Here is a 25,262-nt window from a genome sequence, read left to right as displayed (position 1 = left end):
TGGATTTTTTCCATTTTCAGGTGCAGAATACACGTATGAAGCGAATTGCCCTCCTCCCTCTTGTTTTGTGCTTCGCCAGCGCGGCACAGGCCGAGCCTTGGCTGACCGGCGATGGTTGGATTGCGCTTGGCGGCTCGACGGTCGAGGATCAGGACGTCTGGCTGGGCGGCGATGGCACATGGAGAACCGCCTGGAACGGGCTGGGGCTGACCTTCGGAGCCTTCGGCACGCTGGGGCGCGAGCACGAAACCTATGCCGCGCTGAGCTACAGCCTTGGAAGCGCGTGCTACGAAATCGGCAATCCCCGCCCCGCTTATGACAGTTTCGCGCGTCCGCTGATCTCGAACGTCATGCTGCCGGAAGCACTGATACGAACGGAAAGCGGGTTCAGCCGCCTGACCGACGGGACGATCAACGTGGACAATTACCTGCCCTACGGGCTGCGCTACAGCGATACGGGAATGGCGCTGTCGCTGCATTATGTCGAGGATTACGACACCACGGTTCTGGGGCTTGGCGGCGGCTGGAACGCGGGAGACTGGCGGATCGAGGCGGCGCTGGAATATATCGACGGCGATGGCTCCGACGCCAATGCCAAGGTGCAGGGCAGCCGTGTGTTGGGCCCCGGTGAAATCACCGGCACGTTCTCCTATAACGAGGCGAACGATGCCCCTGCCGCGATGGAACTGGCCTATCGTCACGCCCTGAGCGACCGGGTGGCGCTGACCGAACTGGTTTCCGTGCCGATTGAAGAACCCGAGGATGGGGTCGCACTTCTGGGGGCGAATATCTACCTCCGGGGCAGCACCTCCCTCGATGTTTCGGGTGGCTACGGGGCCGGAGACGGGCTTGCGAATGCCGCTTTGCGGTTCGAGTTCTGACACCGACACCACTCAGACAAGGAAAACTCCAAAGAAAAAGGGCGTCCGAGAACGCCCTTCCGTTAATCTCCGCGAGATCGCTTCACTCCGTGACCTTCACCGAGGTCATCACATCCGGCTGACCGATCACCGCGCCGTTCGGGCCATTGCCCTTCTTGATCGCGTGAACCACATCCATGCCGGAGGTCACCTTGCCCACCACCGTGTACTGGCCGTTCAGATGCGGCGCGGGGGCGAACATGATGAAGAACTGTGCATTGGCGGAATTCGGGTTCTGGCTGCGCGCCATGCCGACGACGCCTTCGTCAAAGGAAAGATCGGAAAACTCGGCCTTGAGGTCCGGATAGTGCGACCCGCCGCGTCCGGCCATCTGCATGGAGAAATCCGCCGTTCCCATCTTGCCATATTGCACATCGCCCGTCTGAGCCATGAAGCCGTCGATCACCCGGTGAAAGACAACGTTGTCATAAGCGCCCTCATTGGCGAGCTTGGTGATCTGATCGACATGGCCGGGCGCAACGTCCTCGAACAGGTCGATGTGGACGAGCCCGTTGGCCTCGCCTTCCACCACGATGTCGAGCCCGGTGGCAAAGGCCGGGCCGGTCGCCAGAGCGGCGATCAGGGTCAGAGACTTAAGCATCGGCGGCCACCTTCATGGAAATCATCGCATCCGGATACATCGGCGGCTCGCCACGGGTGATCTTGTCCACCGCGTCCATGCCGGAGATCACGCGGCCATAGACCGTGTACTGCCGGTTGAGAAAGTGATTGTCGGCGAAGTTGATGAAGAACTGCGAGTTGGCGGAGTTCGGATTCATCGAGCGGGCTGCGCCCAGCGTGCCGCGATCGTGCGGAATACCGGAGAATTCGGCCGGAAGATCCGGCAGGTCGGACCCGCCGGTGCCCGCGCGCCGCAATTCGAAATCCTTGTTCTGATTGCCGAATTTCACGTCGCCCGTCTGCGCCATGAAACCGTCGATCACACGGTGAAACACCACACCGTCATAGGCACCGGAACGGGCCAGTTCCTTCATCCGTTCGCAATGTTTCGGGGCGATATCGGGCAGCAGCTCGATAACCACCTCACCGCCGTCGAGCGTGATGATGATCGTGTTTTCGGGGTCCTTGATCTCGGCCATGAATGCCTCCTCCGGGTGAGAACGGGTCAGATTTTTGCGCAGTTTAGAGTGCCGGAAGACCAAGGGAAAGGCCGATCTGCGCCCGGATGCCCTCTCCCGCTCACGCGCGGTTGACGAAGCGGTGAGGAGCCGTCAAACAGTTAGCGACAGATGCCCAACCTTCTTAGACAAGGACTTTTCGACATGGCCTGGAAAACCCTCGACGACATGGATCTCTCCGGCAAGGTGGTGCTGACGCGCGTCGACATCAACGTGCCCGTCAAGGACGGCAAAGTTACGGACGCCACCCGGATCGAGCGGATCAAGCCCACCATCGACGACATTCTCGCCAAGGGCGGCAAACCGGTTCTGATGGCGCATTTCGGCCGTCCGAAAGGTCAGGTGGTCCCCGATATGAGCCTCGGCCTGATCAAGGACGCGGTCGCCGATGTGCTCGGCGTACCGGTGAAATTCGCCTCCGACTGCATCGGCGGCCCGGCCAAGGAAGCCGTGGCGGAGCTTGGCGAAGGCGAGGTTCTGCTCCTGGAAAACACCCGCTTCCACAAGGGCGAAACCGACAATGACGGCCAGTTCGCCGCCTCGCTCGCAGCACTTGGCGATGTCTATGTGAACGACGCCTTCTCCGCCGCGCACCGTGCGCATGGCTCGACCGAAGGTGTGGCGAAACTCCTGCCCTCCTGCGCCGGTCGCCTGATGCAGGCCGAGCTTTCTGCGCTCGAAGGCGCACTTTCCACCCCGGAACGCCCTGTCGTGGCGGTTGTCGGCGGTGCGAAAGTCTCGACCAAGCTGGACCTTCTGGGCAATCTGGTGCGCAAGGTCGATTATCTGGTGATCGGCGGTGGCATGGCGAACACCTTCCTCGCCGCCGAGGGCGTGGACGTTGGCAAATCGCTGTGCGAGCACGATCTGGCCGAAACCGCACGCGAGATCACCAAGAAAGCTGGTGAAGCAGGCTGCGAAATCGTGCTGCCGGTCGATGTGGTCGTGGCGCGCGAGTTCAAGGCCAATGCCGAGAACGAGACCGTGCCGACTACGGAATGCCCGGCGGATGCGATGATTCTCGATGCCGGCCCGAAATCGGTCGAAAAAATCTCCGCCATTCTCGAAGAGGCGAAGACCCTGATCTGGAACGGCCCGCTCGGAGCCTTTGAGATCGAACCTTTCGACGCGGCGACCAATGCGGCGGCGAAAAAGGCCGCAGAACTGTCCAAGGCCGGTAAGCTGGTGTCGGTCGCAGGCGGCGGCGACACGGTGGCGGCGCTGAACAAGGCGGGGGCTGCGGACGACTTCACCTATATTTCGACGGCGGGCGGCGCTTTCCTTGAGTGGATGGAAGGCAAGGACCTTCCGGGCGTCGTGGCGCTTGGATAACTCTGGAGAAGCCCGCCGCGTGCGGGCTTTTTCATGCTCTGATCCCGCTGCATGGCAGTTATGAAACCGGAGCTTGCGCCAGATCATGCCATATGCCCACAAAAGGGCCTAGCTTCTGGGCGAAATCGCCCGTTAGCGCCACCACAGGAAAGAAAATCAAGGCGTTAGCGCCACCACGATTGCGACAGAATGCCGGGCGGGTTAACCCGGTCGGGAACTCCGGAACTCCCCTCAGGGGACAGATTTGAGCCAAAAGAGGAAAGACATGTCCATTCAGGAAATGACCGCCAAGATCGGCGAAGGCCAGGGCTTCATCGCAGCACTCGACCAGTCGGGCGGGTCCACACCGAAAGCGCTGAAACTCTACGGCATCGAGGAAAACGAATATTCCGGCGAAGAGCAGATGTTCGACCTGATCCACGAAATGCGCTCCCGCATCATGACCTCGCCCGCCTTCACCGGCGAGAAGGTGATCGGCGCGATCCTTTTTGAGATGACCATGGACCGTATGGTCGAGGGCAAACCGACCCCCTCCTACCTCTGGGATGTGAAGGGCGTGGTGCCGTTCCTGAAGATCGACAAAGGCCTTGAGGCCGAGGCAAACGGCGTGCAGCTCATGAAACCGATGCCGGGCCTCGACGACCTTCTGGCCCGCGCGTACAAACTCGGCGTGTTTGGCACGAAAGAACGCTCCGTGATCAATGCCGCCAACCCGGAAGGCATCAAGGCCGTGGTGGATCAGCAATTCGCCGTGGGCGATCAGGTCATCGCCGCAGGGCTGATGCCGATCCTCGAACCCGAGGTGACCATCACCATTTCCGACAAGGCCGAGGCCGAAGCCATCCTGCGCGAAGAGATTCTCAAGCATCTCGACGCCATGCCGGAAAACAAGCAGGTGATGCTCAAGCTTTCCCTGCCGACTGAGGCCAATTTCTACAAACCGCTGGTCGATCACCCGCGTGTTCTCAAGGTCGTGGCACTCTCCGGCGGCTATGCCCGCGACGAGGCCAACGAAATCCTTAGCAAAAACACCGGCATGATCGCCTCCTTCTCCCGCGCGCTCTCCGAAGGGCTGAACGCGAAACAGACCGACGAGGAGTTCAACGCGACGCTCGCGGACGCCGTGGACAGCATCTACAAAGCCTCCATCGCGGGCTGATCTCCCGAGAAGACCATCAGGTTTTTCAGGGCGTCCCTCCGGGGCGCCCTTTTTCGTTTCAGCATTTTTTTGCGGATGATTCGTTTTTGGGATTCACAGGGCGAATCGCCTGTGTCATAAACAGTTTACGGAGGCGATCCACCAAAGAGAGAGCCCCGTGAGGCAGAGCAGGTGCCATCAGGCACCTTTCATACAAGGTAAGAAGCCTATCATGGCTCATCCGCGCAAACGCCCGTCGCTGACTGTGCTGTTGTACAGTGGCGTCATGGTCACCCTCGGTGGCTATTTCACCTTTGCCGCCGTGCAAGGGGAATATGGGCTGTTTCGCCGTTTGCAGATCGAGGCAGAACTGTCTCAACTGCAAACGGTGAGCGGACAGCTCGACGATGAGCTGGCCGTCATGCGCAACAAGACCCTGCGCATGTCCGACACCTACCTCGATCTCGATCTGCTGGACGAACAGGCGCGCGACATTCTCGGGTATCTGCGCGCCGACGAGATCGTGATCCGCTGACATCCCCTGCCCCGAAAGGCATCCGATGACACAGAGAACCACCGATATCACACCGCTTCTCACCCGCCGCCGCATGATTATCGGCAGCGCAGGACTGTTGACGCTGTCCGCCTGTGGCGGCGGTTATGGCGGCGCGCCCTCAAACCCCGAAGATGCCTGCGCGATCTTCCGCGAACGCCCGCATTACCGCTCCGCCCTTGAGGCCTCGGAACGCAAATGGGGCGTGCCGATCCATGTGCAGATGGCACTGATCTATCAGGAATCCACGTTCCGCGCGACCGCCCGCCCGCCAAAGCGCTATGTGCTCTTCATCATCCCGAAAGGCCGGGCCAGCTCCGCACGCGGCTACGCACAGGCGCTCGACGGCACATGGGACGACTACCGCAACGGCCCGGGCCGCGCAGGCGCCAGCCGCAGCAACATCCGCGACGCCACCGATTTCATCGGCTGGTATGTGTCCACAAACAACGCCGCTCTGGGCATCTCCAACTCGGATGCGCGCAACAGCTATCTCGCCTATCACGAAGGCCGCACGGGCTACGCCCGCGGCTCGCACAATGGCAAAACATGGCTCTTGAACACGGCGGATGGGGTTGCGGCACGGGCGGCACGGTACGAGGCGCAACTGGGGTATTGTCGTCGGTGAGGGATCGCTCGGTTAGATGCAAGCATGCATTCTGCTCCGCACGCTCCAAAATACAAGATCCGCCGAACGAAGCCGCAATCGGCGCGGAACAAGGCGAAGCCGCCGCGCCTGCGCCTGCCCGTTCCGGCGGGCTGACGCATTGTCACCCGCACACAACAGATTGAACTTTCATAGATTTGACCGGGATACAGCGTAGACCTCATACCCCAAATCACCACCCCACGGGCAGACTTGTCCACAACAAAACCCGACTGTCCGTTTTGGTCTCTTTTCCACTCTTTCTGCATAAAACAATGTCAGGCAAAACCCGCCATTCCCCAAACGCATAGCTGCCTCCCACAGCGCATATCAGAAAATCCGTGCAATCGCGGCTCGCCTCCTTTATCATATAGTTTAACGCTAAACTATTCGCTGCGAACCTTGGAGGAGGAGGCCGCATGGCACCCCGGAAAACACCATCCAAACCAGCAAGCAAAGCCAACGTCTCGAAAGACGAGCTTCTTGCCTATTACAAAGACATGCTTCTTATCCGTCGTTTCGAGGAAAAGGCCGGCCAGTTGTACGGCATGGGCCTGATCGGCGGGTTCTGCCACCTCTACATCGGTCAGGAAGCCGTCGTGGTCGGGCTCGAAGCCGCCGCGAAAGAAGGTGACAAGCGCGTCACCTCCTACCGTGACCACGGGCATATGCTCGCCTGCGGCATGGACCCGAACGGGGTGATGGCCGAACTGACCGGTCGCGAGGGCGGCTATTCCAAGGGCAAGGGCGGCTCGATGCATATGTTCTCGAAAGAGAAGCATTTCTACGGCGGTCACGGCATCGTCGGCGCACAGGTGCCGATTGGCGCGGGGCTCGCCTTCTCCGACAAGTACAAGGGCAACGACAATGTGACCTTCGCCTATTTCGGCGATGGCGCGGCGAACCAGGGTCAGGTTTACGAGACCTATAACATGGCCGAGCTTTGGGACCTGCCGGTCGTTTTCGTGATCGAGAACAACCAATATGCCATGGGCACTTCCGTTCAACGATCCACGAAATCGACCACGCTCTACGGTCGCGGCCTTGCCTACGGCATCGAGGGCGAGGAAGTGGACGGCATGGACGTTCTGGCCGTCAAGGAAGCGGGCGAGCGCGCCGTAGCGCATTGCCGGGCGGGCAAAGGTCCGTACATCCTTGAGGTCAAGACCTACCGCTACCGCGGTCACTCCATGTCCGACCCGGCGAAATACCGCACCCGCGAGGAAGTGCAGAAAATGCGCGAGGAACGCGACCCGATTGAGGCGGTGCGGTCTATCCTGCTGACCGGCGGTCACGCGAGCGAGGACGATCTCAAGGCCATCGACAAGGACATCAAGGCCGTCGTCAACGAGAGCGCAGAATTCGCGAAAACCAGCCCGGAACCGGCGCTCGAAGAGCTCTGGACCGATATTTACGCCTGATCCGGGAGGAACGAAACCATGGCAACCGAACTTCTGATGCCCGCCCTCTCTCCGACCATGGAGGAAGGCACGCTCGCGAAATGGCTGGTCAAGGAAGGCGACACCGTCTCCGCCGGCGACATCATCGCGGAAATTGAAACCGACAAGGCCACGATGGAATTCGAGGCGGTCGACGAAGGCATCGTCGGCAAGATCCTCGTGGCCGAAGGCACCGAAGGCGTGAAAGTGAACACACCGATTGCGGTGCTCGTCGAAGAGGGCGAAAGCGCCGACGATGTGGCGACCCCGGCCCCCGCCGCTGAGGCCGCGCCGGTGGTCGAGGCTCCGGCCTCGGCCCCCGCGAAAGCCGCCGCCCCTGTCGAAGTCATCTCCAAAGCCTCCCCGGATTTCCCGGAAGACACCAAGATGAAGACCCAGACCGTGCGCGAAGCACTGCGCGACGCGATGTCCGAAGAGATGCGCCGCGACGAGACCGTTTTCCTCATGGGCGAAGAGGTCGCCGAATATCAGGGCGCCTATAAAATCTCTCAGGGGATGTTGGACGAATTCGGCCCGAAACGCGTGATCGACACGCCGATCACCGAGCACGGCTTTGCGGGCATCGCAACGGGTGCGGCCTTTGGCGGTCTGCGTCCCATCGTCGAATTCATGACCTTCAACTTCGCGATGCAGGCCATCGACCACCTGATCAACTCCGCCGCCAAGACGCTTTACATGTCGGGCGGCCAGATGGGCGCTCCGATGGTGTTCCGTGGCCCGAACGGTGCCGCCGCCCGTGTGGGTGCCCAGCACTCGCAAGACTACGCCGCCTGGTACGCGCAAATTCCGGGCCTCAAAGTGGTCATGCCCTACTCGGCCGCCGACTACAAAGGCCTGATGAAAACCGCGATCCGCGATCCAAACCCGGTGATCTTCCTTGAGAATGAAATCCTTTACGGCAAGTCCTTTGAGGTGCCGGATCTCGAAGATTTCACCATCCCGTTCGGCAAGGCCCGCATCTGGCGCGAGGGCACAGATGTGACCATCGTCTCCTTCGGCATCGGCATGACCTATGCTCTGGAAGCCGCCGACAAGCTGGCCGCCGAGGGCATCTCCGCCGAGGTCATCGACCTGCGGACGCTGCGGCCCATCGACTATGACACCGTGCTGGCCTCTGTGATGAAGACCAACCGCTGCGTCACCGTCGAAGAGGGCTGGCCGGTCGGTTCCATCGGCAACCACATCTCGGCCACGATCATGCAGCGCGCTTTCGACTATCTCGACGCGCCGGTGATCAACTGCACGGGCAAGGACGTTCCGATGCCTTACGCCGCCAACCTCGAAAAACTCGCGCTTGTGACCACCGACGAAGTCGTGGCCGCCTGCAAAGAAGTAACCTACCGTTAAGGAGAGCCCGTCATGGCGATTGAACTTTTGATGCCCGCCCTGTCTCCGACGATGGAGGAAGGCACGCTGGCGAAATGGCTCGTCAAGGAGGGCGACACCGTGTCGTCGGGCGACGTGATCGCGGAGATCGAGACCGACAAGGCGACGATGGAATTCGAAGCCGTGGACGAAGGTGTCGTCGGCAAGATCCTCGTGGCCGAGGGCACCGAGGGCGTGAAAGTGAACGCGCCCATCGCGGTGCTGCTCGAAGAAGGGGAAGATGCATCGGCGGCAGACAATGTCGGTGCAGCGCCCGCCCCTGTGGCGGCGGAAGCCCCGAAAGCAGACGCCGCTCCGGCCCCCGCCCCTGCGGCCACCCCTGCCCCGGCAGCCCCCGTCGCGGCCTCCGGCGAGCGCATCTTTGCCTCGCCGCTCGCGCGTCGCATCGCCGCTCAGAAAGGTCTCGATCTGTCGGCGATTGCGGGTTCCGGCCCGAAAGGCCGCATCGTGAAAGCGGATGTGGAAGGTGCCACCTCCGCACCGAAAACTGAGACCCCGAAAGCCGCCGCTCCTGCTGTGGCTGCCCCGGCGGCTGCGGCTCCGGCGGGTCCCTCGGCGGATATGGTCGCGAAAATGTACGAAGGCCGCGAATACGAGGAAATCAAGCTCGACGGCATGCGTAAAACCATCGCCGCGCGTCTCTCCGAGGCGAAACAGACCATCCCGCATTTCTACCTGCGCCGCGACATCCAACTCGATGCGCTGATGAAATTCCGTGGCGAGTTGAACAAACAGCTCGAAGGCAAGGGAGTGAAACTCTCGGTCAACGATTTCATCATCAAGGCCGTGGCGAACGCGCTGCAAGAGGTGCCCACCGCCAATGCCGTCTGGGCCGGTGACCGGGTGCTTCAGATGAAAGCCTCCGATGTGGCCGTGGCCGTGGCCGTCGAAGGCGGGCTATTCACGCCGGTGTTGAAAGACGCCGACATAAAATCGCTCTCTGCCCTGTCGAAAGAGATGAAAGACCTCGCCGCCCGCGCCCGCGACCGCAAGCTCGCACCGCAGGACTATCAGGGCGGGTCGTTTGCGATCTCTAATCTCGGCATGTTCGGCATCGACAATTTCGACGCCATCGTGAACCCGCCGCACGCGGGCATTCTGGCGGTCGGCACCGGGGTCAAGAAACCGGTGGTTGGCGCAGATGGCGAGATCAAGGTCGCGACCGTGATGAGCGTCACCATGTCGGTGGATCACCGCGTGATCGACGGCGCACTTGGGGCGGAACTCCTGAAGGCCATCGTCGAGAACCTGGAAAACCCGGTGGCGATGCTGGCCTGACCGGTCACATATATCAAACCCCAAAGCCCCGCAGATACGGTCCGCGGGGCTTTTTCTTGCCAACTGATCCAGCTTAAGGTCCCTTGAGCCACTCTGTGCTAGCGTCGCGCCATGTTCGGAGAAGTTGCGGTCCACCTATGTGGCGGATTTCTCGCGAAAGATTTGCACAAAGGAGGCTTCTCATGAGCTGGTCATCGGAACTTGAAACCGTACAAAGTGGCATGATGGACTACGGTACGACGCTTCCCTCCGTCGGGGAGGGTTTCAACGCTCTGCATGCGGCGGCAACGGCTGAGGGCGCAATTTCTGTCAAACATAAGGAATTGCAGGCGCTTGCCATCGGGATCACCAAACAATGCATGAACTGCATCGGATTCCACGTCAAAGCCTCGATCGAGGCCGGGGCCACCCGCGAGGAAATCGCCGAAACCGTCGGCGTGGCGATCCTGATGGGCGGCGGGCCGTCCTATATGTATGGCATAAAAGCGCTGGACGCCTATGACGAAATGACCGGCTGACAGGAACGAAGCAGAGCCCGCCCGCCCTCCACGCCATGTTCGTCAGTTCCTTCGGACAGCCCGAACTCCGCGCGAATGGCGGCAAGGCGTTCGGGCTCCGTGATTTCGAGATGTGTCAGATAGCGCAGTTTATCGTTGCCCTTGCGGGTCTGTAAGTTGTCACCGTGGTTGACCACATAGAGCATCGCCGGAAACGGGATGGCGGCCAGAGGATATCCCAGACGTCTGGCCCGATCTGCGTAGTTCTTATGGCCCTTCCCCATCAGGCGCAGGAAGAAGACGGGAAACCGCTGTTTGCCCCAGTCCACCGCAAAAAAGGCGCAGGAGCCGCAATGTTCCCAGAATTCGGTCTTGCCGCCGATGGCGCGCCCCAGAGGTGCCAGACGTCTTGTTTGCGCATCCATCATATAGCCCTGCCCGACCAGATAACCGCGCCCGTTATTGTCCTGCGCCACATAGCGAAACAGGTCCGGGTGTAACAGATCGTCGGCGTCGAGGTGCATGACATAGCTGAACCGGTCGAAACTCCGCGCGGCATATTCCGTCATCAACCGGATTTTCAACCGATGATCCGACACGTTCGGCGCAGCATTATGAGGCGGTGCAGGGATGAAATGATGGTTTTCCCCATCCGGGAAATTGTCAGGCCGGTCCTGAGAGCACAGAAGCACTTCGAAATTCCGATAGGACTGGGCGCGCAGCGAGGCGAGCGTGTCTTCGAGAATGTCGCACACCCGTTGCCAGTCCTGCGCCCGCGCCTTGCCGATCAGCGGGATCATCACCACGATCAGCGGCGAGGAGCCGGGCCGGTGCGGTTTCGCAAAGAGCCACCGATAGCCCGTGGCGAGCAGCGATTTCACATCCATTCCGGTATCGCCCTTTTGTGCCTTAGCCCCGATCGCCGGTGCGCGCACCGATCAACTGGTTCATCGAGATCGACGGCTGGGAACAGCCCGCCTCGCCCACAACCTTGGCGGGCACACCCGCGACGGTGGTGGCAGGGGGCACTTCGGCCAGAACCACGGAACCCGCGGCGATGCGCGAGCAGCAGCCGATCCGGATATTGCCGAGCACCTTGGCCCCGGCCCCGATCAGCACGCCGTCGCCGATTTTCGGATGACGGTCCTCGTCCTCCTTGCCCGTGCCGCCGAGCGTCACGTCATGCAGGATCGAAACATTGTCGCCGATGACGGCGGTTTCGCCGAAGACCAGCGCATGAGCATGGTCGAGGAACAGCCCCTTACCGATCTGACAGGCCGGATGGATGTCGACGGAAAACTGTTCGGACATGCGCATCTGGAAGAAATAGGCGAGGTCACGACGCCCCTCTTTCCAGAGCCAGTGCGAGACGCGATGCGCCTGCGTCGCCTGAAAGCCTTTGAAATAGAGCAGAGGCTGGATATAGCGGTGGCAGGCCGGGTCACGATCGAAAACCGCGCAGATGTCGGCGCGCGCGGCTTCGGCAATCGAGGGATCGGAGGCATAAGCCTGATCGGCGATCTCCCGGATGAGCTGTTCGGACATGTCGCCGGAGGCAAGCTTCTGCGCGATCCGGTAGGCCAGCGCATCTTCGAGCGTCTCGTGATGCAAGATACAGGCATGGACCAACCCGCCGAGAAGCGGTTCCTCCGCCACGGCGTCGCGCGCCTCGGAGACGATGCGGCTCCAGACGGGATCGAGTTCCTTGAGAGTGGTGCGGATCTTGGCCATGCGCGGGTCCTCTTTTGCGGAAGCCTACTATAGATAGCTCCCGATGCCAAAGCGCAAGTGCAAGCGGCATAAAAAAGCCCCGCGCAATTCTGCACGGGGCATATTCCGGGATGACTGAAACGTCATTCGGACGGCAAAGCGAACTGCGCACAATGGATCGCGAGCCGGATCACGCCACCCGCATTGAAATCTCCACCTTCGGCGGTGAGGATCAGGTTCTCGGAACTGTAATAGGTCAACGGAGTGCCGGTCAGACCGCGCAGCCAGCTGCCCTGGGTCAGCGACAGTCCCGATCCGTACCGGTTCGAGGATGAGGCCACGCCCAGCGAGAACCCGGTGAGCCCGGTGCCGGTGATCCCCGACAGGACCCGGCCCGTGACACCGTAGACAACCGACTGGCCGGGAATGGCGGAACTCACGACGGAAGTGGCGCCAGCGGTGATCGTATGATCCAGTTCGATCACTTTCTGCACCATCCCCGCGCCATGCGCCGAAAGCGTGATGAGGCCCAACACCCAGCCGCTGCCATCGAACCCGGCCCAGCCGTTCTGATCGGTCACATAGGCGCGCATACCGAGCGTCACGGGCACGAACACCCAGCCACCGTTGACGTAGAGCGCGATCTTGCCGCCCTGCCCGGACCAGTCGTTGACCGGGGCGGACGGCACGCCATAGGCATCGCCCTCCTGCGGGGTCAGGGGCGGCGTGGTTTCGGTCACGGAGATCAGTGTGAGCTGCATCAACCCGTCGAGACGCGCGAGCGCCTCGTTCACGGTGACATGTTTCTGCGCCTGAGAGGCCTCAAGCAGCGGCAGGGCGAAGCGGGGTGTGTCAGTCATGGATTTCGATCTCCCGGAAGAGGCCCGGTCCGAAGCTGTCGGACATCTGGGCGACATGGATTTCATAGGCGCCGGTCAGACCGTCGCTGGTTTTCTGAGCGGATGTGTAGGTCCAGACGGTGCTGGCGACGGTGGTCTCGCGCAATACCGCCCCGCCCTGCACCACATGCAGGAGGTACAGCTCAAAAGCCTCACCGAGAGGCACCTCGTAGGACTGCCAGCTGTCGCCGTCGATCCGGGTGCGCCGCACCCAGCTCACCTTCGTATCCCCAGCGCTCGTCACTGTGGCGCGCAGATGGGCGGGCGCATAGGGGCGCAGGCCGATCCCTTCGAAAGCCTCGACATAATGCTGATAGCTCGGATCGTCATAGCCCCGGCTCGACGGGCCGATGCGGTAATGACGGGCCAGCCCGCGGGCGGATTGCGCAAGGTCGATCTGCCGCAATGCGCTGTCGAGAAGTACGAAGCGCGACCCTGCGGGCCAACCCGGTGCCAGACCACCCTCGCCCAGACCGTCGGAACCAAGCTGCCCGCGCAGGCGCAGCGACAGATCATAGGTCAGCGGGGCAACCAGTTCGGCAGTGGCGAATTGGAACACTTCCCAATTGGCCGAGGTGCCGTCCCCGATCACCGCGATATTGGCCCCGTTGAGCACGTCGAGCATCTCGGCGGAGGACAGTTGCCCCTTGGTGAGCCTGACCCGAAGCGCCGCGCCACGATCCCAAAGCCCGGGCGCGGCGGGGTCCAGTTCGGTCTGCGTGACGCCGATGGTGGCCCAGGTCGGCAGCAGCGTGTTGAATTCGTACCCGCTGTCGGAGGCCGATGTATAGACCGCCGCCGATCCCGGCCAGGGTTCCGCCGTCACCGCAAGATAGGGCGCGTAAGGCACTTCCTCGCCGGTCAGAAGCGGCAGATCGAGGAACAGCGGATAAACCGGCACCGGGGCGGAAAAGGCCCGCGCCTCGACGTTCTCCTCCACCGCCTCGGAAGGGGTGTAAATCTCCTGCTCGATGCGCACCGCCTCGATCTGTTGCTGCATGCCGAGGGTCACATGGTCGATCCGGTAGCGCAGATCGCCCTCAGCGCTCTTGAGCGTGATCACGTCCCCCGCACCGATCCCCATCAAAGAGGGCGGCAGGGAGAACCGCGCCGTGTCGCGCGCCACGCGGGCCTCGGAAAGCCAGCGTTCGGTGATCTGCCGCCCCTCGGCCCGGGTGAGTGCCAGAGGCAGCTCCGATTGTGAGATCAGCCGGGTTTCTTCATCGGGGAAGATCGCCGCCTCCGAGCGCGCGCCGTAATCGTCATCGGCATCCACGAAGGTGAGCTGCACCCGGCCCGCGACCTCGGCCTCGGGCGCGCGCACCCGCTCCAGAAGTCCGTCCATCTCGTCGTTCTCGGCCAGTTGCTCTTCGCTCAGATCGAGCAGGGACTTGCCATCGCGCGAGCGGAACACCAACTGCCCCTCCCGTTCGACCGCCTCGAAACCGTAAGCCAGCATCAAAGGTTGCAGCGCCGAACGCGCCCCGGAAATGTCGGAAACGTCATAGCCGCGCAGCACGCCCCAAAGTTCCGAGGTATCCACCTCTTCGACACCGGAACGGGCGCAGATTTCGCGCACCACATCGGCCAGAGACCGCGCGGTGGAGCGGCCGTTGAGCCAATGGCCCCGGGCGTAATTGTCGCCATCCGACCAGACGTCGGTGGTCGCCGGAAAGGCCGGATAGGGCCGTGCATCCCAGGCCCAGACATGGGCACGGCTCATGTCGATCATCGGCCCGCCGTAGACATCGGACGTCGGGTTACGCGCCGCATCCCCCCAGTATTCGGTCATCGCCCGGACATATTGCAGTTGGATGAAATCGTCGCGTCGCCCGTTGGAATAGGCCGGAAGCGCGCTTTCCGAGGATTTCGCATCCAGAAACTTGTTCGGCTCGTTGGTGCCCTTGTCGATCGCGGCACAGCCCATTTCGGTGAACCACACGGGTTTCGAACGCGGCTCCCAAAGCGTCGGCGTCTCGCTGCGCACACCATCAATGCGCTCGTGGTGATCGTTCTGCCACCAGTTGCGGATGTCCTTGTAGCGCCAGACCCAATCCTCGCCGTAAGCCCCGTCGGTGATCGGCGTGCGGATCTGGGCCGCGTCATGGTTGTCATGCGCGTAATACCAGTCATAGCCCTCGCCGCCCTCGATATTGGATTTGAGGTAGTCGAGATTGTAGATCGCGCCCCAATCCGCATCGAGATGATCGTCGCCCTCGCGCCAGTCGGAGAGCGGCATGTAATTGTCGATGCCGATGAAGTCGATATTGGCGTCCGCCCACAGGGGATCGAGGTTGTAATAGAGATTGCCGTCGATCTGATAGCCGAAATATTCCGACCAGTCGGCGGCATAGCCGATCTTGCAGCCCGCCCCGAGGATCGCACGCACATCGGCGGCAAGCCGCACGAACTGATCCACCGCCGGAAAGCCCGACGCGCCGCGAATGCGGGTCAGAGACCGCATTTCCGAACCGATGCAGAAGGCTTCGACGCCGCCCGCCAGAGCACAGAGATGCGCGTAATGCAGGATCATCCGGCGAAAAGAGAACTCGGCCGGGCCGGTGTAGTTGACGGTCCGCCCCGAGGCGGTGAAATCGCCCCTCTGTGCCGTGCCGAAGAAGGCCGCAACCTCCGCCTCGGCGGCGGCGGTGCCATCCGTCGTGCCGCCGATCCCCGGCGCGAGCGAGGTGGTGATCCGCCCCCGCCAGGGCAGTGCGGGCTGTTCCCCCGTCCCGGTCCACGGATCGGTCAACCCATTGCCCGCCATCTGATCCATCAGGATGAACGGGTAGAACATCACTTCCTGCCCCGCCTCATGCAACGCCCTAATCGCCTGCACGACGGATTGATCGGTGGGCGTGCCGCCGTAGATCACCCGATCCTCCTCGTCACGCGCGATCACCTCCGCCGCAGAGCGGGTCACACCGGACACGCGCCACGACATGTCCGAGGAATCAAGCGCCCTCTGTTCGACCTTCGGCTGAATCTGACACGACCCGCAGCGCAGATCGTCGCCGACCCACGACACCACCAGAGAGGTGGAGCCACAGTTCGGCAGTTCCCCGGTCATGGCGTCGAGCGAGGTGGTGAAATCCGGCTGACCGGAGGAGGAATTCATGTTGGACACAAGCACCGTGCCCGCCCCGTCCCTGAGATAGACCGGCTCGGTCGCCAGCGCGTATTCGCCGGTGCCGGGGATCATCGCCACGGCGGGCACCAGATGGGTCAGATCCGACGGTTCGTCGGCCTGATCGGGCCGCATGACCTCGAAGGTGAACTGCGGCACCCGGTTGCCGAAAGGCGTCAGGTCCACATCTTCGAGCACCACGTAAGCGATACCGCGATAGGCGGGCACACGCCCCGCGCCCTCGACCGCCTCGATCTTGGCATCCGGCAACTGATCCCCGGTGCCATGATAGACCCGCATGGTCAGCGTGCTCTTGTCCACTTCGGAGCCATCGGCCCAGACCCGGCCCACGCGCGAAATCTCGCCCTCGCAAAGCGCCACGGCAAGCGAGACGGAATAGCTGTATTCCGTGACCTTGGTGCTGGAGGAAGACGTGCCCTTGCCCCCCACGCGGCGGGTGGAGGTATGTTCGAGAAATTCGGTGGCCCAGATCACCTGTCCGCCGACCCGCATCCGGCCATAGACCTGCGCGACCGACGCGCCTTCGGAGGCCCCGGTGAGGCGAAAACGTTCGACGCGACCCGTTTCGACCGTCTGACTGCCGGCGCCCATGAGGCGCTGGTCGATGGCCTGCCCGATGGTCGCGCCGATCGCGCGACCGATGACCACGGAGGAGAGACCGAAGACCCCGCCGCCGACGGATGCCCCGATTGCCGCGCCTGCGGCGGAAAGTACGAGCGTCGCCATCAGAGACCTCCTTGCGTGGTTAAAACAGGCGGAAAGGCGAAACACCGGACGACCCGGCGTTTCCAGGGGCCGCTCAGCGCGTTTTCGATCACACCATGCCCGCTGTAGGCATGGATGAACGACGGTGCCGCGCCCGTGCGCCCGACGATGCCGAGATGTTTGGCGACCGCCCCGTCACGCATCCGAAACAGCAACACATCGCCCGCCGCCATTTCGGCGAGCGGTTTCTCGACGAGGTTTTCCTGCGCGGCGCGCAACATGCGCTCATCGCGCTGCGGTTCGCTCCAGTCGGCGGTGTAAGGCGGAATGTTGATCGGCTCACAGCCGTAAATCTCCCGCCAGACCCCGCGCAAAAGCCCGAGACAATCCGCCCCCGCCCCCTTGCAGGAGGCCTGATGCAGATAGGGCGTCCCGATCCAGGCCCGCGCGCGATCCGCAATGCTCACATCCGTCATCGCCGCCTCCTCACACCGATCCGCTGCCCATCAGGCTGCCGCCATCGTTCCGGCCCGAGCGGACCGGATAGGTGGCCAGCCAGTCATCACCCGGAATATGCGGAAACCCCTGAAAATTCAGGAAATTGTCGAACTTGAGTCGACAGGTCGCCGCGCGCTTGTCACAGCCCGCCTCGATGCGGATCGTGTCGCCAACGGTGATTTCGGCGCGCAGTTCCTCCCAAAGCTCGACCCTGCGCCCGTCCGCCGACAGCCGGTCGTTCTTCACGATCCCCACAAGCCCTTTGGCCGCACCGGACAGCACGGTCAGACGCCCACGTTCGAACCAACGGTCGTCAAAACCGGTGAGATCGGCGAAGGCGAAAATCTTGCCCTTCTCGACACTCTCGACCGTCACTTCGGTGAAATAGCCCGGCTGCGACGTATTGAAACCGCAACCTTTACCGCCCAGAACGGCGGAACAGCCGGACTGATAGACGCGCCCCTGCGGCTGGTTCAACTCTTCGGTAAGGCCACGCAACTCGGCACGAAACCCGCCGGAGACACGGGTGATCTCGCCGAACGTGCCCTGAAACAACAGCGCACGCTCGGAAACATCGACCCAGTTCACCAGCCACGACCGCACATGCGCCCCGTCGAACCGCCCCGCGCGGATGTCCTCTTCCGTGACAGACGCCGCCGAGAGCGCGCCCAGCGCTTCGGTGTTGTCCACGGAAAGCCCGGTGGATTGCTCAAGCGCATTGGCGGTCAACCCGGTATCGGCCTTGAAGCTCACGCCCTCGAAACTCAGATCGTTGTCGTGATCGGTAAAGCCAAAGGTCGTGCCATCCTTGCGCACCAGCGCCCAGGCGCGGCACAGCGTCGTCACACCGGACGCGAGATGGGTTTGAAGTTCCCCGGAAAAGGCCATCAGACACGCACCTCCACAACCGGCACATTCGGCACTTCACCCGCCTGAAACGAGGAGACCGAGGTGGAGATGCTGGAGGTGTCAAAGCGCACCGGCACGTCGAATTCGAACCCTGCGGTGATCTCCGCGCCTCCCGTGGGTGGCGTGCCAAACGTGATCAGACCGGTGGCGGTGTCCACCTCCCAGTCGATCGCCTCGAACGCCTGTTGCCCGCCCACACCGATGAGCACCGTGCCCGACACGGGCTTCTTGACCGGACGGACATAGGAGACATCGCCGGAACGATAGGTCTTGGAGAGCTGAAACACCGTGGTTTCGCCATCGCCCTCGCCGATCACCTGATCCTGAAACCCGGTCGCCACGGAGGGTTTGCAGCTTTTGTAGTCCGACCAGTCCTTCCAGCGAAATCCGTAGAGTTGCCCCTGCCGCGCCTCGAAAAACGCGATCAGCGTCTCGATGTCGTCGAGCGAGCGCATACCGAGCCCCGCGTCATAGCGCCTGCGCGAATGCGCCCAGGGCGTGTTGCGCTCCTCGAACCCGTTGGCGAGCGTCACCACATCGGTGCGCCGCTCCGGTCCGCCGACGGAGCCAAAGCTCAGATTGGCGGGAAATCTCACCTCATGAAAACCCATGGTCTGCCCCTCCTGCGATTACTGGTTGCGCGAACCGCGCCCCAAAGCGCGGCTCAGTTGCGCGGCCACCTGGCTTTGGCTGCGCTGGAAGCCCGCGACATCGGGCGTGGTGACGTTCATCGTGATGTTGACAGGCCGCGACGATCCGGAGGCCTGCACCCCCAGCTTGCCATTGGCGCCACGGGTGAGCGGCATGATCGCTTCCGCGCCCGCCTCTCCCATCAAACCCGTGGCGCCGCGCATCGGGAAATAGGTGGGCTGCGAGACCACACCGCCGTTGGCGAATGGCATCACCTTGCCCTGCGCAAAGGCACCGCCTTTCTCAAAAGGCAGAAGCCCCTGAATGATGCCCTCAAGCCCGGTGCCCAGAACCGATCCGACATGGCTCGTCACCGGCGTCACGGCGGCATTATAGGCGGCGGTCAGCATCGACTGTCCGACGCCTTTCAAAGCCTCCGCCAGCGTGTCGCCATCGAACACCAGCCCGTCGATCGCCTTCTTGAGCCCGCGTGAAATGCCGCTCTCCAACTTGAAGACCTCGCGCTGGGTCTCCGCCACCGTGGCCTGAAGCCGCGTCATTTCCTGATTGAACGCCGCCGCCATGGCCTCGGCCCCGCCGATGGCACTCTCCATCTGTTCGACCCGATCCTCGAACGTGCTCAAGCCGTTGATATCCGTGCCGTTCAACTCGTCAGCCATGATGTTGCCCCTTGTCTTGCCCTTTCAATCCGCCTTCGCCCGCATGTTCGTCGGGGAAGGCCCTGGCCAGTTCCTCAAGTCGCGCGCGCCCCATCGGAGCCGTGCCCGATCCCGCGCCCAGCATGAGCAAAAGCTCGGCCGGCGTGAGCGCCCAGAACTCGGCGGGTTTGAGGCCCAGCCCCCTGATCCCGAGCCGCATCAGTGCGGGCCATTCGAACCCGCCAGTGGCGGAAATCATGCTCATGGCGTTCTCCCTGTTCCGGCCTTACGCGGGCACCGTGAAAGCGCGCGCGATCAGCTCCGCACCAACGCGCGCCGCCTCCAGAGGTCCGCCCTTGATCTCCGCGGTCAGGATGTCGTCATAACCGCCCTTCCAGCCGCCACCCCGAAGCCCCGCCACGACCACGCGCAGCACGTCCGCCGAAGAAAACCGCCCCGCTTCAAAGCACTCGATAAGCGCCACCAGCGTGTCGGTCTCAAGCCCGGCCTCCAGTTCGGCCAGCGCCCCGAGCGTGAGTTTGAGAACATGGCGCTCACCGTTCAGCGTCAGCGCCACTTCGCCTTGGAAGGGGTTCGCCATGGCTTACACCGCCGTGAAGCTCAGCGCGCCCGCCGAGGCCATGGCAAGCTCATAGCTCGCCCCGCCATTGTACGCGCCCGCATATTCGATCGAGGTGATCATGAACGCGCCCTGCACCGTGCCGAAATCCGGGATGATCACCTGGAATTCGGGCACTTCGCCGTCGAAAAAGATCTGACGCGCGCGCTCGTCAGTGCTTGCGTCCTTGAAGACGCCCGAGCCGGAAATCGCGGCGCTTTTCACGCCCGCGCCGCCAAGCAATTCACGCCAGCCGCCAGAGCTTTCGAGCGAGGTGACATCGACGCTTTCCGCGTTGAAGGAAATCCGCGTGGCGCGCAGCCCCGCGATGGTCTCGAATGTGCCGGACCCGTTCATGTCCAGCTTGATCAGGAGGTCTTTGCCGTTTTGGGCAGCCATGGTCGTTTACTCCGTCTTGGAAAATCAGTTGTCTTCGACGCGCGCGCGGAATTTCAGGTCGATCCTGCGCACATCGCTGTCCTGAACGCGCCGGGCCTTGGCCGACACGAACCAGAGCCCGACAAGCGTGCCCCGCGACAAGATGAGATCGGCATCCACGAGGATGTCGGAAAGGCGCGCGGCCACCTGTTTCGCGGTGAGAAACCCCGCGCTGTCGGAGACGACCGACACGGTGAGCTCGTGCCGCGCGCCATGCCCGGTCTTGTCCGAGGCGTCGGTGACGTCCTCCGGCCCGAGGCTCACATAAAGCGCCGGGATCGTGCCCGCAGGCGCCGCATCATAGATCGCGCCGCCGACAAGCCCCGCGAGCGTCGCATCAGAGGCAAGCGCCTGATAAACCGCCGTTTGCAGGGCCGCAGCCACTCCGTAGCTCATGACGTCACCTCCTCACGCGCATTGCAGGTCAGGTAATGGCCCTGCGCATCCGTTTCGGTCACGGCAAGGATGCGAAACACCCGCCCGCCTTCGACAAAGCGCTGATCCGGTTTCGGACGCCGTTTCGAACCCACTGGCGCGCCGCGCACGATGATCTTCATCGGCACACGCGACACGGTGAGGAAATCCTGAGAGGTCTCGGAGCCGGTGCCGGGCTGGATCGACGCCCAGAGCGTTCCGAGCCGGACCCAGGTTTCGACATAACCGCCCGCGCCGTCAGAGACCCGTTCGGCCTCTTCAAGCACGAGCTTGCGATTGAGATGCACCACCGCCGACATCAGCCCCGCCCTCCGAAGAGACGCAGGTTGCGGTAGCGCTCCAGAAGCGTGCTGACGCCAAACGGCATCACCGCCTCGCCCACCGCCGTCTCATGCCGGTGCTCGTAATAATGCGCGGCCAGCAGGAACACCGCCTGCGCCAGATCGGCGGGCAGATCGCCCCAACTCGCGGCAAAGCCCGCCGTGAACGCGATCTTCGCCTGTCCCGCCACCGGGATCTGAGGCAGGATGAAGCCGGTCGAGACCACCCGCGGCCGGTGCGTGTCCTGCTCCAGCATGTATTTCGCGCTGTCCACCGTGGTCTCGGCCCCGAGCCGGTCCACAATGACAAAGCTCGCGACCGCCGTAACCGGCGCGACCGGCAGAACCTGCGCGCTCAGATCGCGCCATGCGGTGACCGTGTAAAGAAAATCTCGGGCGATCAGCACCTTGTTCGTGCGCGCCTCGACCGCCGCCATGGCCGCCCGCAGAAAGGTCTCCAGAACCCCGTCCTGAACCCCGTCGTCGTCAAACCCGGTGCCCAGTCTCATATGGTCCCTGAACTCAGCGACCGGCAGCGCCGTTGAGGCCACCTGGGTCTGCTCCATCAACATCATGGTACAACTCCGTATCCGGGTCCCCCTTGAAATTGCGAATTCGGATGCGCGGCCCCCCGTGTCACTCGGACGGAGGGGGAGCTGCTAGACAACACGGGGAGAAATGGACCGCGCATCCGCTGCCCCGGCCCAATGGACCGGGGCAAGTCGTTCAGAAACCTCAGGCGATGCCGAATTTCAGCAGCTTGATCGCCGCGAAATCGGACACGTCACCACCGACGCGCTTGGTCGCGTAGAACAGCACATGCGGTTTCGCGGAGAACGGATCGCGCAGGATGCGCACATCCGGACGCTCGGCCACGGTATAGCCCGCGTTGAAGTCGCCGAATGCAATCGCGGCGGCGTCAGAGGCGATGTCCGGCATGTCCTCGGCAATCAGAACCGGGTAGCCCATCAGACGGGCGGGTTCACCGGCGGCGAGACCGTCGGACCAGAGGAAACGACCGTCCGCATCTTTGAGCTTGCGCACCTGACCCGCCGTTTTGGAGTTCATCACGAAGGTGCCGTTTGTGCGGTACTGAGCGCCCAGCGCATAGACCAGCTCGACAATCGCATCCGCCGGATCGGTGGCGTCGAACCCGCCATCGGTGCCGGTGACGATGTAACCCAGCGCGCCCCAGGCCCAGCTGTCGTTATCCACCTGCGTGTGGTTCAGAATGCCGGTCGGCTTGTCGACGCCATCGCCATTGATGAAGGCAGACGCCTCGGCGGAGGCGAACTTGTCGGCGATGCGACCCGCAAGCCAGGCTTCGATGTCGAAGGCGCTGTCGTCCAGCAGACGCTGAGAAGCTTTCGGCAGGGCGGACAGCTCATAGAGCGGGATCGAGATGCGGTCGATGGTCGGGGTCGCGGTCTCGCCCACCGTGCCGGTCTCCGTCACCCAGCCGGAGCCGAGATCGGTGGTGTCGATCAGCACGTCGTAGGAGGTCGCCTCGACATTCACCACATTGGCGATGGACCGGATCGAAGCGGTGGATTTCAGCACCGATTTGATCACGTCGGCGGTCTGCGGATCGACAAGGTAACCGCCATCGCCATTCACAGCGGCGGACATGGATTTGCCTTCAAGCGCAAGACCGCGCAGCGCGTCGTCGTCGCCATTGCGCACATAGGTGGTGAAGGCCGTCTTGTGGGACAGATCCACCTCGGGCCGCGCGGACAGGGCCGGACGGGTTGCCGGGGTGGCAAAGCTGTGAGATTTACGATCAAGCATGGTCAGTCGCTCTTCCTGATGCTGAAGTTTCGATTTGATTTCGATCTGAAAGTCTTTGAGATCACTCATGAAACCGGCCAGAGCGGTCTTCACCTCATGGGCCAGATCTGGGGCCGAACCCGACTGTCGGGTCTCTCTTTCGGGTGTGCTCATCCAAACATTCCTTTGTCCTGATGTTGGGTTTCGCGGGTGAATGCGCTGGCCTCAGTCATCTCTGAAGCCACCTCCGGCCAGCAGCTTGCGGGCACCGTTCAAGGCCTCCGCGAGATCGCGCAGCACCGCCTCAGACATCAGGGCCTCATCGCCCTTCTGCTCTGCGGAAAGCCGCGCTTCCGGCAGCATCGGGAAGGTCACCAAAGAGACCTCCCAAAGCTCCAGTTCCGACAAAAGGCGTGCGCCTTTCTGATCCTTCCGGGCGCGCAAGGTCCGGTAGCCGATCGACAACCCGTCAATCGCCCCCGCCTCGATCAGCGCCACCGCCTCGCGACCTTTTTGCAGGTCGGTCAGCAAACGTCCTTTGACATAGAGACCGCGCGCGTCCTCGCGCACCTCGTCCCAGATCCCGATGGGTTGCGCCGGGTCGTGCTGCCAGAGCATCTTCACGCTGCGCCCCTTGGCCTTCAGCGCCGCGAGAGATTTGGCATAAGCGCCCTGCATCACGATGTCGCCGCCACTGTCACGCTGCCCGAAGAGAGAGGCGTAACCCTCTATCCTCACACCGTTTTCAATGGTCACCTCTTCACCCAGACGGGCGAATTTGTGCTCAAGGCCGCTGTAGAAATCCTTTTGCATCTCAGTTCCCTTCCCCGGACCCGACATCTTCGTCCGACGGTTCTCCGATCTCTTCGGGAAGCACCTCGCACACCGGTTCCGGCGCCAGAGGCGGCAGGCCCAGCATCGCGCGCTTTTCGTCATCGGTGAGAAAATCCGCGCCCGCGATCCGGTTCCATTGCGCATCGCGTTCGCTCGACAGCGCTGGCACCTGATCGAGATCGGGTTTCAGTTCGACCGGCTCGCCCGTCATCTCCGACAGCCAATGCCCGATCGCCGCCGTCACCTTCTGCACCAGCGGCAGAACGGTCAGCCGGTAAAACGCCCGGTTCGCTTCCTGATAATTCGCGTAGGTCATGTCGCCGGGAATACCCAAAAGCATCGGCGGCACCCCGAAGGCGAGCGCAATCTCGCGCCCCGCCGCTTCCTTGGTCTTCTGGAACTCCATATCCGACGGGCTGAACCCCATCGGTTTCCAGTCCAGACCGCCCTCCAGGAGCATCGGCCGACCGGCATTGCGCGCGCCCTGATGATGGCTCTCCATCTCAGAGAGCAGGCGGTCGTACTGATCCGCGCTCATCGCCGCATTGCCATCCGCGCCCTTGTAGACAATCGCGCCAGAAGGCCGTGCGGCATTGTCCAGAAGCGATTTCGACCAGCGAGACGCCGCATTGTGCACGTCAATCGCCGTCGCCGCCGCCTGAATGGGCGAAAGGCCGTAATGATCGTTCGAGGGGTGAAACGCCTTGATGTGGCAGATCGGGGAATGGCCCTCGATCACATCGAACCGATGTTTGCGCCCGCTCACCGAATATTCATAGGCCACCGGCCAGCCATCCGCGCCGGGCACGAGCGCCATGCGATCCGAGCGCAGCACATGCAGTTCGGTCGGGATTTGCCCCCATTCACCCACCGCTTCGAGATAACCGTTGCCGGACAGGAGGAAATGCGCATAGAGCGCTTCAAAGAGTTCCGCGCGCCCCTGCGCCGGGTTCGGACGGGTGATGACATTGAGAAGCGGGTGCACCTCGAACCGTTCCGCGTGGTTCTGCAACACCAGAGGCAGAGCCGCCGCCGCTTCGGCGATCAGCTTGACCGCGCGAAAGCCCACCGGGTTGCCGGTAAAGCCCACACGCGTCAGCGTCACCGTGTCCCGCGGGCTCCAGGCCACACGGCCCACACCCGAGACCGCCGCCACAACCGGCCCGGTCGCCGAGGCTTTCGTTTCGGGCACGTCGCCCCGCTTCAGAAAGTCAAACACCATATCCGTGTCTCTCCTCATCTTCCGGTCCAGTTTCCCGACCTGCCAATCGCTCAAATCCGTGCTTCCCGGGCGGGGGACCGGCGCAGACATCCGCCGCGCCCAGCCCGCACCCGTCCGGTC

At 62.7% G+C, this 25,262-nt stretch carries 28 protein-coding genes; 9 read left to right on the top strand and 19 right to left on the bottom strand.

The genetic code is table 11. The features are described from left to right. Nucleotides 1–35 precede the first annotated feature (35 nt). Nucleotides 36–881: a hypothetical protein gene (locus C8N42_RS15625; protein ID WP_146168282.1), complete on the top strand. Its 846-nt coding sequence runs from the start codon at nt 36–38 to the stop codon at nt 879–881. A gap of 82 nt (nt 882–963) precedes the next feature. Here the strand turns inward: C8N42_RS15625 and C8N42_RS15620 are convergent, their stop codons facing one another. Continuing rightward, a complete protein-coding gene (locus C8N42_RS15620; RefSeq protein WP_107817512.1) occupies nt 964–1,521 on the bottom strand; it encodes a peptidylprolyl isomerase in 558 nt (185 codons plus the stop codon). Then, entirely contained in the window at nt 1,514–2,020 is a 507-nt protein-coding gene (locus tag C8N42_RS15615) for a peptidylprolyl isomerase (protein ID WP_107817511.1), read from the bottom strand. The genes C8N42_RS15620 and C8N42_RS15615 overlap by 8 nt, the downstream gene beginning before the upstream one ends. A gap of 183 nt (nt 2,021–2,203) precedes the next feature. Here C8N42_RS15615 and C8N42_RS15610 point away from each other — a divergent pair, with 183 nt between their 5' ends. The 8 genes from C8N42_RS15610 (at nt 2,204) to C8N42_RS15575 (ending at nt 10,370) form a co-directional block, all read left to right on the top strand. Next, a complete protein-coding gene (locus C8N42_RS15610; RefSeq protein ID WP_107817510.1) occupies nt 2,204–3,391 on the top strand; it encodes a phosphoglycerate kinase in 1,188 nt (395 codons plus the stop codon). 265 nt (nt 3,392–3,656) lie between these two features. After that, on the top strand, nt 3,657–4,550 hold the full coding sequence (locus C8N42_RS15605; protein WP_107817509.1) for a fructose bisphosphate aldolase: 894 nt from the start codon (nt 3,657–3,659) through the stop codon (nt 4,548–4,550). Between the two features lie 211 nt (nt 4,551–4,761). Next, entirely contained in the window at nt 4,762–5,064 is a 303-nt protein-coding gene (locus C8N42_RS15600; protein ID WP_107817508.1) for an FtsB family cell division protein, read from the top strand. A gap of 73 nt (nt 5,065–5,137) precedes the next feature. After that, nucleotides 5,138–5,710, top strand: a complete 573-nt coding sequence (locus C8N42_RS15595) for a transglycosylase SLT domain-containing protein (protein ID WP_107817556.1) — start codon at nt 5,138–5,140, stop codon at nt 5,708–5,710. 437 nt (nt 5,711–6,147) lie between these two features. Then, a complete protein-coding gene (gene pdhA / locus C8N42_RS15590; RefSeq protein ID WP_107817507.1) occupies nt 6,148–7,149 on the top strand; it encodes a pyruvate dehydrogenase (acetyl-transferring) E1 component subunit alpha in 1,002 nt (333 codons plus the stop codon). Between the two features lie 18 nt (nt 7,150–7,167). Beyond that, a complete protein-coding gene (locus C8N42_RS15585) occupies nt 7,168–8,535 on the top strand; it encodes a pyruvate dehydrogenase complex E1 component subunit beta (protein ID WP_107817506.1) in 1,368 nt (455 codons plus the stop codon). Between the two features lie 12 nt (nt 8,536–8,547). Then, the gene (locus C8N42_RS15580; RefSeq protein WP_107817505.1) at nt 8,548–9,852 is read left to right on the top strand and encodes a pyruvate dehydrogenase complex dihydrolipoamide acetyltransferase; all 1,305 of its coding nucleotides are present in this window, start codon (nt 8,548–8,550) and stop codon (nt 9,850–9,852) included. Between the two features lie 182 nt (nt 9,853–10,034). Next, the gene (locus tag C8N42_RS15575; RefSeq protein ID WP_107817504.1) at nt 10,035–10,370 is read left to right on the top strand and encodes a carboxymuconolactone decarboxylase family protein; all 336 of its coding nucleotides are present in this window, start codon (nt 10,035–10,037) and stop codon (nt 10,368–10,370) included. Here the strand turns inward: C8N42_RS15575 and C8N42_RS15570 are convergent. The 17 genes from C8N42_RS15570 to C8N42_RS15490 all read right to left on the bottom strand — a co-directional run bounded on the left by C8N42_RS15570 (nt 10,349) and on the right by C8N42_RS15490 (nt 25,142). Next, entirely contained in the window at nt 10,349–11,236 is an 888-nt protein-coding gene (locus tag C8N42_RS15570) for a glycosyltransferase family A protein (protein ID WP_107817503.1), read from the bottom strand. The genes C8N42_RS15575 and C8N42_RS15570 overlap by 22 nt on opposite strands. Before the next feature lie 22 nt (nt 11,237–11,258). Further along, nucleotides 11,259–12,080: a serine O-acetyltransferase gene (cysE, locus tag C8N42_RS15565; protein WP_107817502.1), complete on the bottom strand. Its 822-nt coding sequence runs from the start codon at nt 12,078–12,080 to the stop codon at nt 11,259–11,261. 122 nt (nt 12,081–12,202) lie between these two features. Continuing rightward, nucleotides 12,203–12,919 (bottom strand): DUF2793 domain-containing protein, encoded by a 717-nt coding sequence (locus C8N42_RS15560; protein WP_107817501.1) that lies wholly within the window; start codon nt 12,917–12,919, stop codon nt 12,203–12,205. Next, nucleotides 12,912–16,832: a baseplate multidomain protein megatron gene (locus C8N42_RS15555; protein ID WP_107817500.1), complete on the bottom strand. Its 3,921-nt coding sequence runs from the start codon at nt 16,830–16,832 to the stop codon at nt 12,912–12,914. Before C8N42_RS15555 ends, C8N42_RS15560 begins: the two co-directional genes overlap by 8 nt. Further along, on the bottom strand, nt 16,832–17,287 hold the full coding sequence (locus C8N42_RS15550; protein WP_107817499.1) for an NlpC/P60 family protein: 456 nt from the start codon (nt 17,285–17,287) through the stop codon (nt 16,832–16,834). The genes C8N42_RS15555 and C8N42_RS15550 overlap by 1 nt, the downstream gene beginning before the upstream one ends. Before the next feature lie 10 nt (nt 17,288–17,297). After that, nucleotides 17,298–18,197, bottom strand: coding sequence for a DUF2163 domain-containing protein (locus C8N42_RS15545; protein WP_107817498.1), 900 nt, complete (start codon nt 18,195–18,197; stop codon nt 17,298–17,300). Next, entirely contained in the window at nt 18,197–18,829 is a 633-nt protein-coding gene (locus C8N42_RS15540) for a DUF2460 domain-containing protein (protein WP_107817497.1), read from the bottom strand. Before C8N42_RS15540 ends, C8N42_RS15545 begins: the two co-directional genes overlap by 1 nt. An 18-nt stretch (nt 18,830–18,847) precedes the next feature. Further along, on the bottom strand, nt 18,848–19,528 hold the full coding sequence (locus C8N42_RS15535) for a phage tail tape measure protein (protein ID WP_107817496.1): 681 nt from the start codon (nt 19,526–19,528) through the stop codon (nt 18,848–18,850). After that, nucleotides 19,521–19,766, bottom strand: coding sequence for a rcc01693 family protein (locus C8N42_RS15530; RefSeq protein WP_425430533.1), 246 nt, complete (start codon nt 19,764–19,766; stop codon nt 19,521–19,523). The genes C8N42_RS15535 and C8N42_RS15530 overlap by 8 nt, the downstream gene beginning before the upstream one ends. 27 nt (nt 19,767–19,793) lie before the next feature. Continuing rightward, nucleotides 19,794–20,108: a gene transfer agent family protein gene (locus C8N42_RS15525; protein WP_107817494.1), complete on the bottom strand. Its 315-nt coding sequence runs from the start codon at nt 20,106–20,108 to the stop codon at nt 19,794–19,796. 3 nt (nt 20,109–20,111) lie between these two features. Then, nucleotides 20,112–20,525, bottom strand: coding sequence for a phage major tail protein, TP901-1 family (locus C8N42_RS15520; RefSeq protein ID WP_107817493.1), 414 nt, complete (start codon nt 20,523–20,525; stop codon nt 20,112–20,114). 24 nt (nt 20,526–20,549) lie between these two features. Further along, entirely contained in the window at nt 20,550–20,960 is a 411-nt protein-coding gene (locus tag C8N42_RS15515) for a DUF3168 domain-containing protein (protein ID WP_107817492.1), read from the bottom strand. Further along, nucleotides 20,957–21,298, bottom strand: coding sequence for a head-tail adaptor protein (locus tag C8N42_RS15510; protein ID WP_107817491.1), 342 nt, complete (start codon nt 21,296–21,298; stop codon nt 20,957–20,959). Before C8N42_RS15510 ends, C8N42_RS15515 begins: the two co-directional genes overlap by 4 nt. Continuing rightward, nucleotides 21,298–21,894, bottom strand: coding sequence for a head-tail connector protein (locus tag C8N42_RS15505; RefSeq protein WP_107817490.1), 597 nt, complete (start codon nt 21,892–21,894; stop codon nt 21,298–21,300). The genes C8N42_RS15510 and C8N42_RS15505 overlap by 1 nt, the downstream gene beginning before the upstream one ends. A gap of 160 nt (nt 21,895–22,054) precedes the next feature. Then, nucleotides 22,055–23,260: a phage major capsid protein gene (locus tag C8N42_RS15500; protein WP_107817489.1), complete on the bottom strand. Its 1,206-nt coding sequence runs from the start codon at nt 23,258–23,260 to the stop codon at nt 22,055–22,057. A gap of 51 nt (nt 23,261–23,311) precedes the next feature. Continuing rightward, nucleotides 23,312–23,899 (bottom strand): HK97 family phage prohead protease, encoded by a 588-nt coding sequence (locus C8N42_RS15495; RefSeq protein WP_107817488.1) that lies wholly within the window; start codon nt 23,897–23,899, stop codon nt 23,312–23,314. 1 nt (nt 23,900) lies between these two features. Then, nucleotides 23,901–25,142, bottom strand: coding sequence for a phage portal protein (locus C8N42_RS15490; protein ID WP_107817487.1), 1,242 nt, complete (start codon nt 25,140–25,142; stop codon nt 23,901–23,903). Nucleotides 25,143–25,262: the final 120 nt, after the last annotated feature.

Origin of the sequence: Celeribacter persicus (genome assembly GCF_003050785.1) — a bacterium.
GTDB lineage: Bacteria > Pseudomonadota > Alphaproteobacteria > Rhodobacterales > Rhodobacteraceae > Celeribacter > Celeribacter persicus.
The sequence above is the reverse complement of the archived record's forward strand: the minus strand, read 5'-3'. Positions and strand labels throughout refer to the sequence as shown.

Bases quoted from the DNA above. Each gene is read 5' to 3' on its own strand.
- C8N42_RS15625 (WP_146168282.1), top strand. From the start codon at position 36: ATGAAGCGAATTGCCCTCCTCCCTCTTGTTTTGTGCTTCGCCAGCGCG.
- C8N42_RS15620 (WP_107817512.1), bottom strand. From the start codon at position 1,521: ATGCTTAAGTCTCTGACCCTGATCGCCGCTCTGGCGACCGGCCCGGCC.
- C8N42_RS15615 (WP_107817511.1), bottom strand. From the start codon at position 2,020: ATGGCCGAGATCAAGGACCCCGAAAACACGATCATCATCACGCTCGAC.
- C8N42_RS15610 (WP_107817510.1), top strand. From the start codon at position 2,204: ATGGCCTGGAAAACCCTCGACGACATGGATCTCTCCGGCAAGGTGGTG.
- C8N42_RS15605 (WP_107817509.1), top strand. From the start codon at position 3,657: ATGTCCATTCAGGAAATGACCGCCAAGATCGGCGAAGGCCAGGGCTTC.
- C8N42_RS15600 (WP_107817508.1), top strand. From the start codon at position 4,762: ATGGCTCATCCGCGCAAACGCCCGTCGCTGACTGTGCTGTTGTACAGT.
- C8N42_RS15595 (WP_107817556.1), top strand. From the start codon at position 5,138: ATGATTATCGGCAGCGCAGGACTGTTGACGCTGTCCGCCTGTGGCGGC.
- pdhA (WP_107817507.1), top strand. From the start codon at position 6,148: ATGGCACCCCGGAAAACACCATCCAAACCAGCAAGCAAAGCCAACGTC.
- C8N42_RS15585 (WP_107817506.1), top strand. From the start codon at position 7,168: ATGGCAACCGAACTTCTGATGCCCGCCCTCTCTCCGACCATGGAGGAA.
- C8N42_RS15580 (WP_107817505.1), top strand. From the start codon at position 8,548: ATGGCGATTGAACTTTTGATGCCCGCCCTGTCTCCGACGATGGAGGAA.
- C8N42_RS15575 (WP_107817504.1), top strand. From the start codon at position 10,035: ATGAGCTGGTCATCGGAACTTGAAACCGTACAAAGTGGCATGATGGAC.
- C8N42_RS15570 (WP_107817503.1), bottom strand. From the start codon at position 11,236: ATGGATGTGAAATCGCTGCTCGCCACGGGCTATCGGTGGCTCTTTGCG.
- cysE (WP_107817502.1), bottom strand. From the start codon at position 12,080: ATGGCCAAGATCCGCACCACTCTCAAGGAACTCGATCCCGTCTGGAGC.
- C8N42_RS15560 (WP_107817501.1), bottom strand. From the start codon at position 12,919: ATGACTGACACACCCCGCTTCGCCCTGCCGCTGCTTGAGGCCTCTCAG.
- C8N42_RS15555 (WP_107817500.1), bottom strand. From the start codon at position 16,832: ATGGCGACGCTCGTACTTTCCGCCGCAGGCGCGGCAATCGGGGCATCC.
- C8N42_RS15550 (WP_107817499.1), bottom strand. From the start codon at position 17,287: ATGACGGATGTGAGCATTGCGGATCGCGCGCGGGCCTGGATCGGGACG.
- C8N42_RS15545 (WP_107817498.1), bottom strand. From the start codon at position 18,197: ATGGCCTTTTCCGGGGAACTTCAAACCCATCTCGCGTCCGGTGTGACG.
- C8N42_RS15540 (WP_107817497.1), bottom strand. From the start codon at position 18,829: ATGGGTTTTCATGAGGTGAGATTTCCCGCCAATCTGAGCTTTGGCTCC.
- C8N42_RS15535 (WP_107817496.1), bottom strand. From the start codon at position 19,528: ATGGCTGACGAGTTGAACGGCACGGATATCAACGGCTTGAGCACGTTC.
- C8N42_RS15530 (WP_425430533.1), bottom strand. From the start codon at position 19,766: ATGATTTCCGCCACTGGCGGGTTCGAATGGCCCGCACTGATGCGGCTC.
- C8N42_RS15525 (WP_107817494.1), bottom strand. From the start codon at position 20,108: ATGGCGAACCCCTTCCAAGGCGAAGTGGCGCTGACGCTGAACGGTGAG.
- C8N42_RS15520 (WP_107817493.1), bottom strand. From the start codon at position 20,525: ATGGCTGCCCAAAACGGCAAAGACCTCCTGATCAAGCTGGACATGAAC.
- C8N42_RS15515 (WP_107817492.1), bottom strand. From the start codon at position 20,960: ATGAGCTACGGAGTGGCTGCGGCCCTGCAAACGGCGGTTTATCAGGCG.
- C8N42_RS15510 (WP_107817491.1), bottom strand. From the start codon at position 21,298: ATGTCGGCGGTGGTGCATCTCAATCGCAAGCTCGTGCTTGAAGAGGCC.
- C8N42_RS15505 (WP_107817490.1), bottom strand. From the start codon at position 21,894: ATGATGTTGATGGAGCAGACCCAGGTGGCCTCAACGGCGCTGCCGGTC.
- C8N42_RS15500 (WP_107817489.1), bottom strand. From the start codon at position 23,260: ATGAGCACACCCGAAAGAGAGACCCGACAGTCGGGTTCGGCCCCAGAT.
- C8N42_RS15495 (WP_107817488.1), bottom strand. From the start codon at position 23,899: ATGCAAAAGGATTTCTACAGCGGCCTTGAGCACAAATTCGCCCGTCTG.
- C8N42_RS15490 (WP_107817487.1), bottom strand. From the start codon at position 25,142: ATGGTGTTTGACTTTCTGAAGCGGGGCGACGTGCCCGAAACGAAAGCC.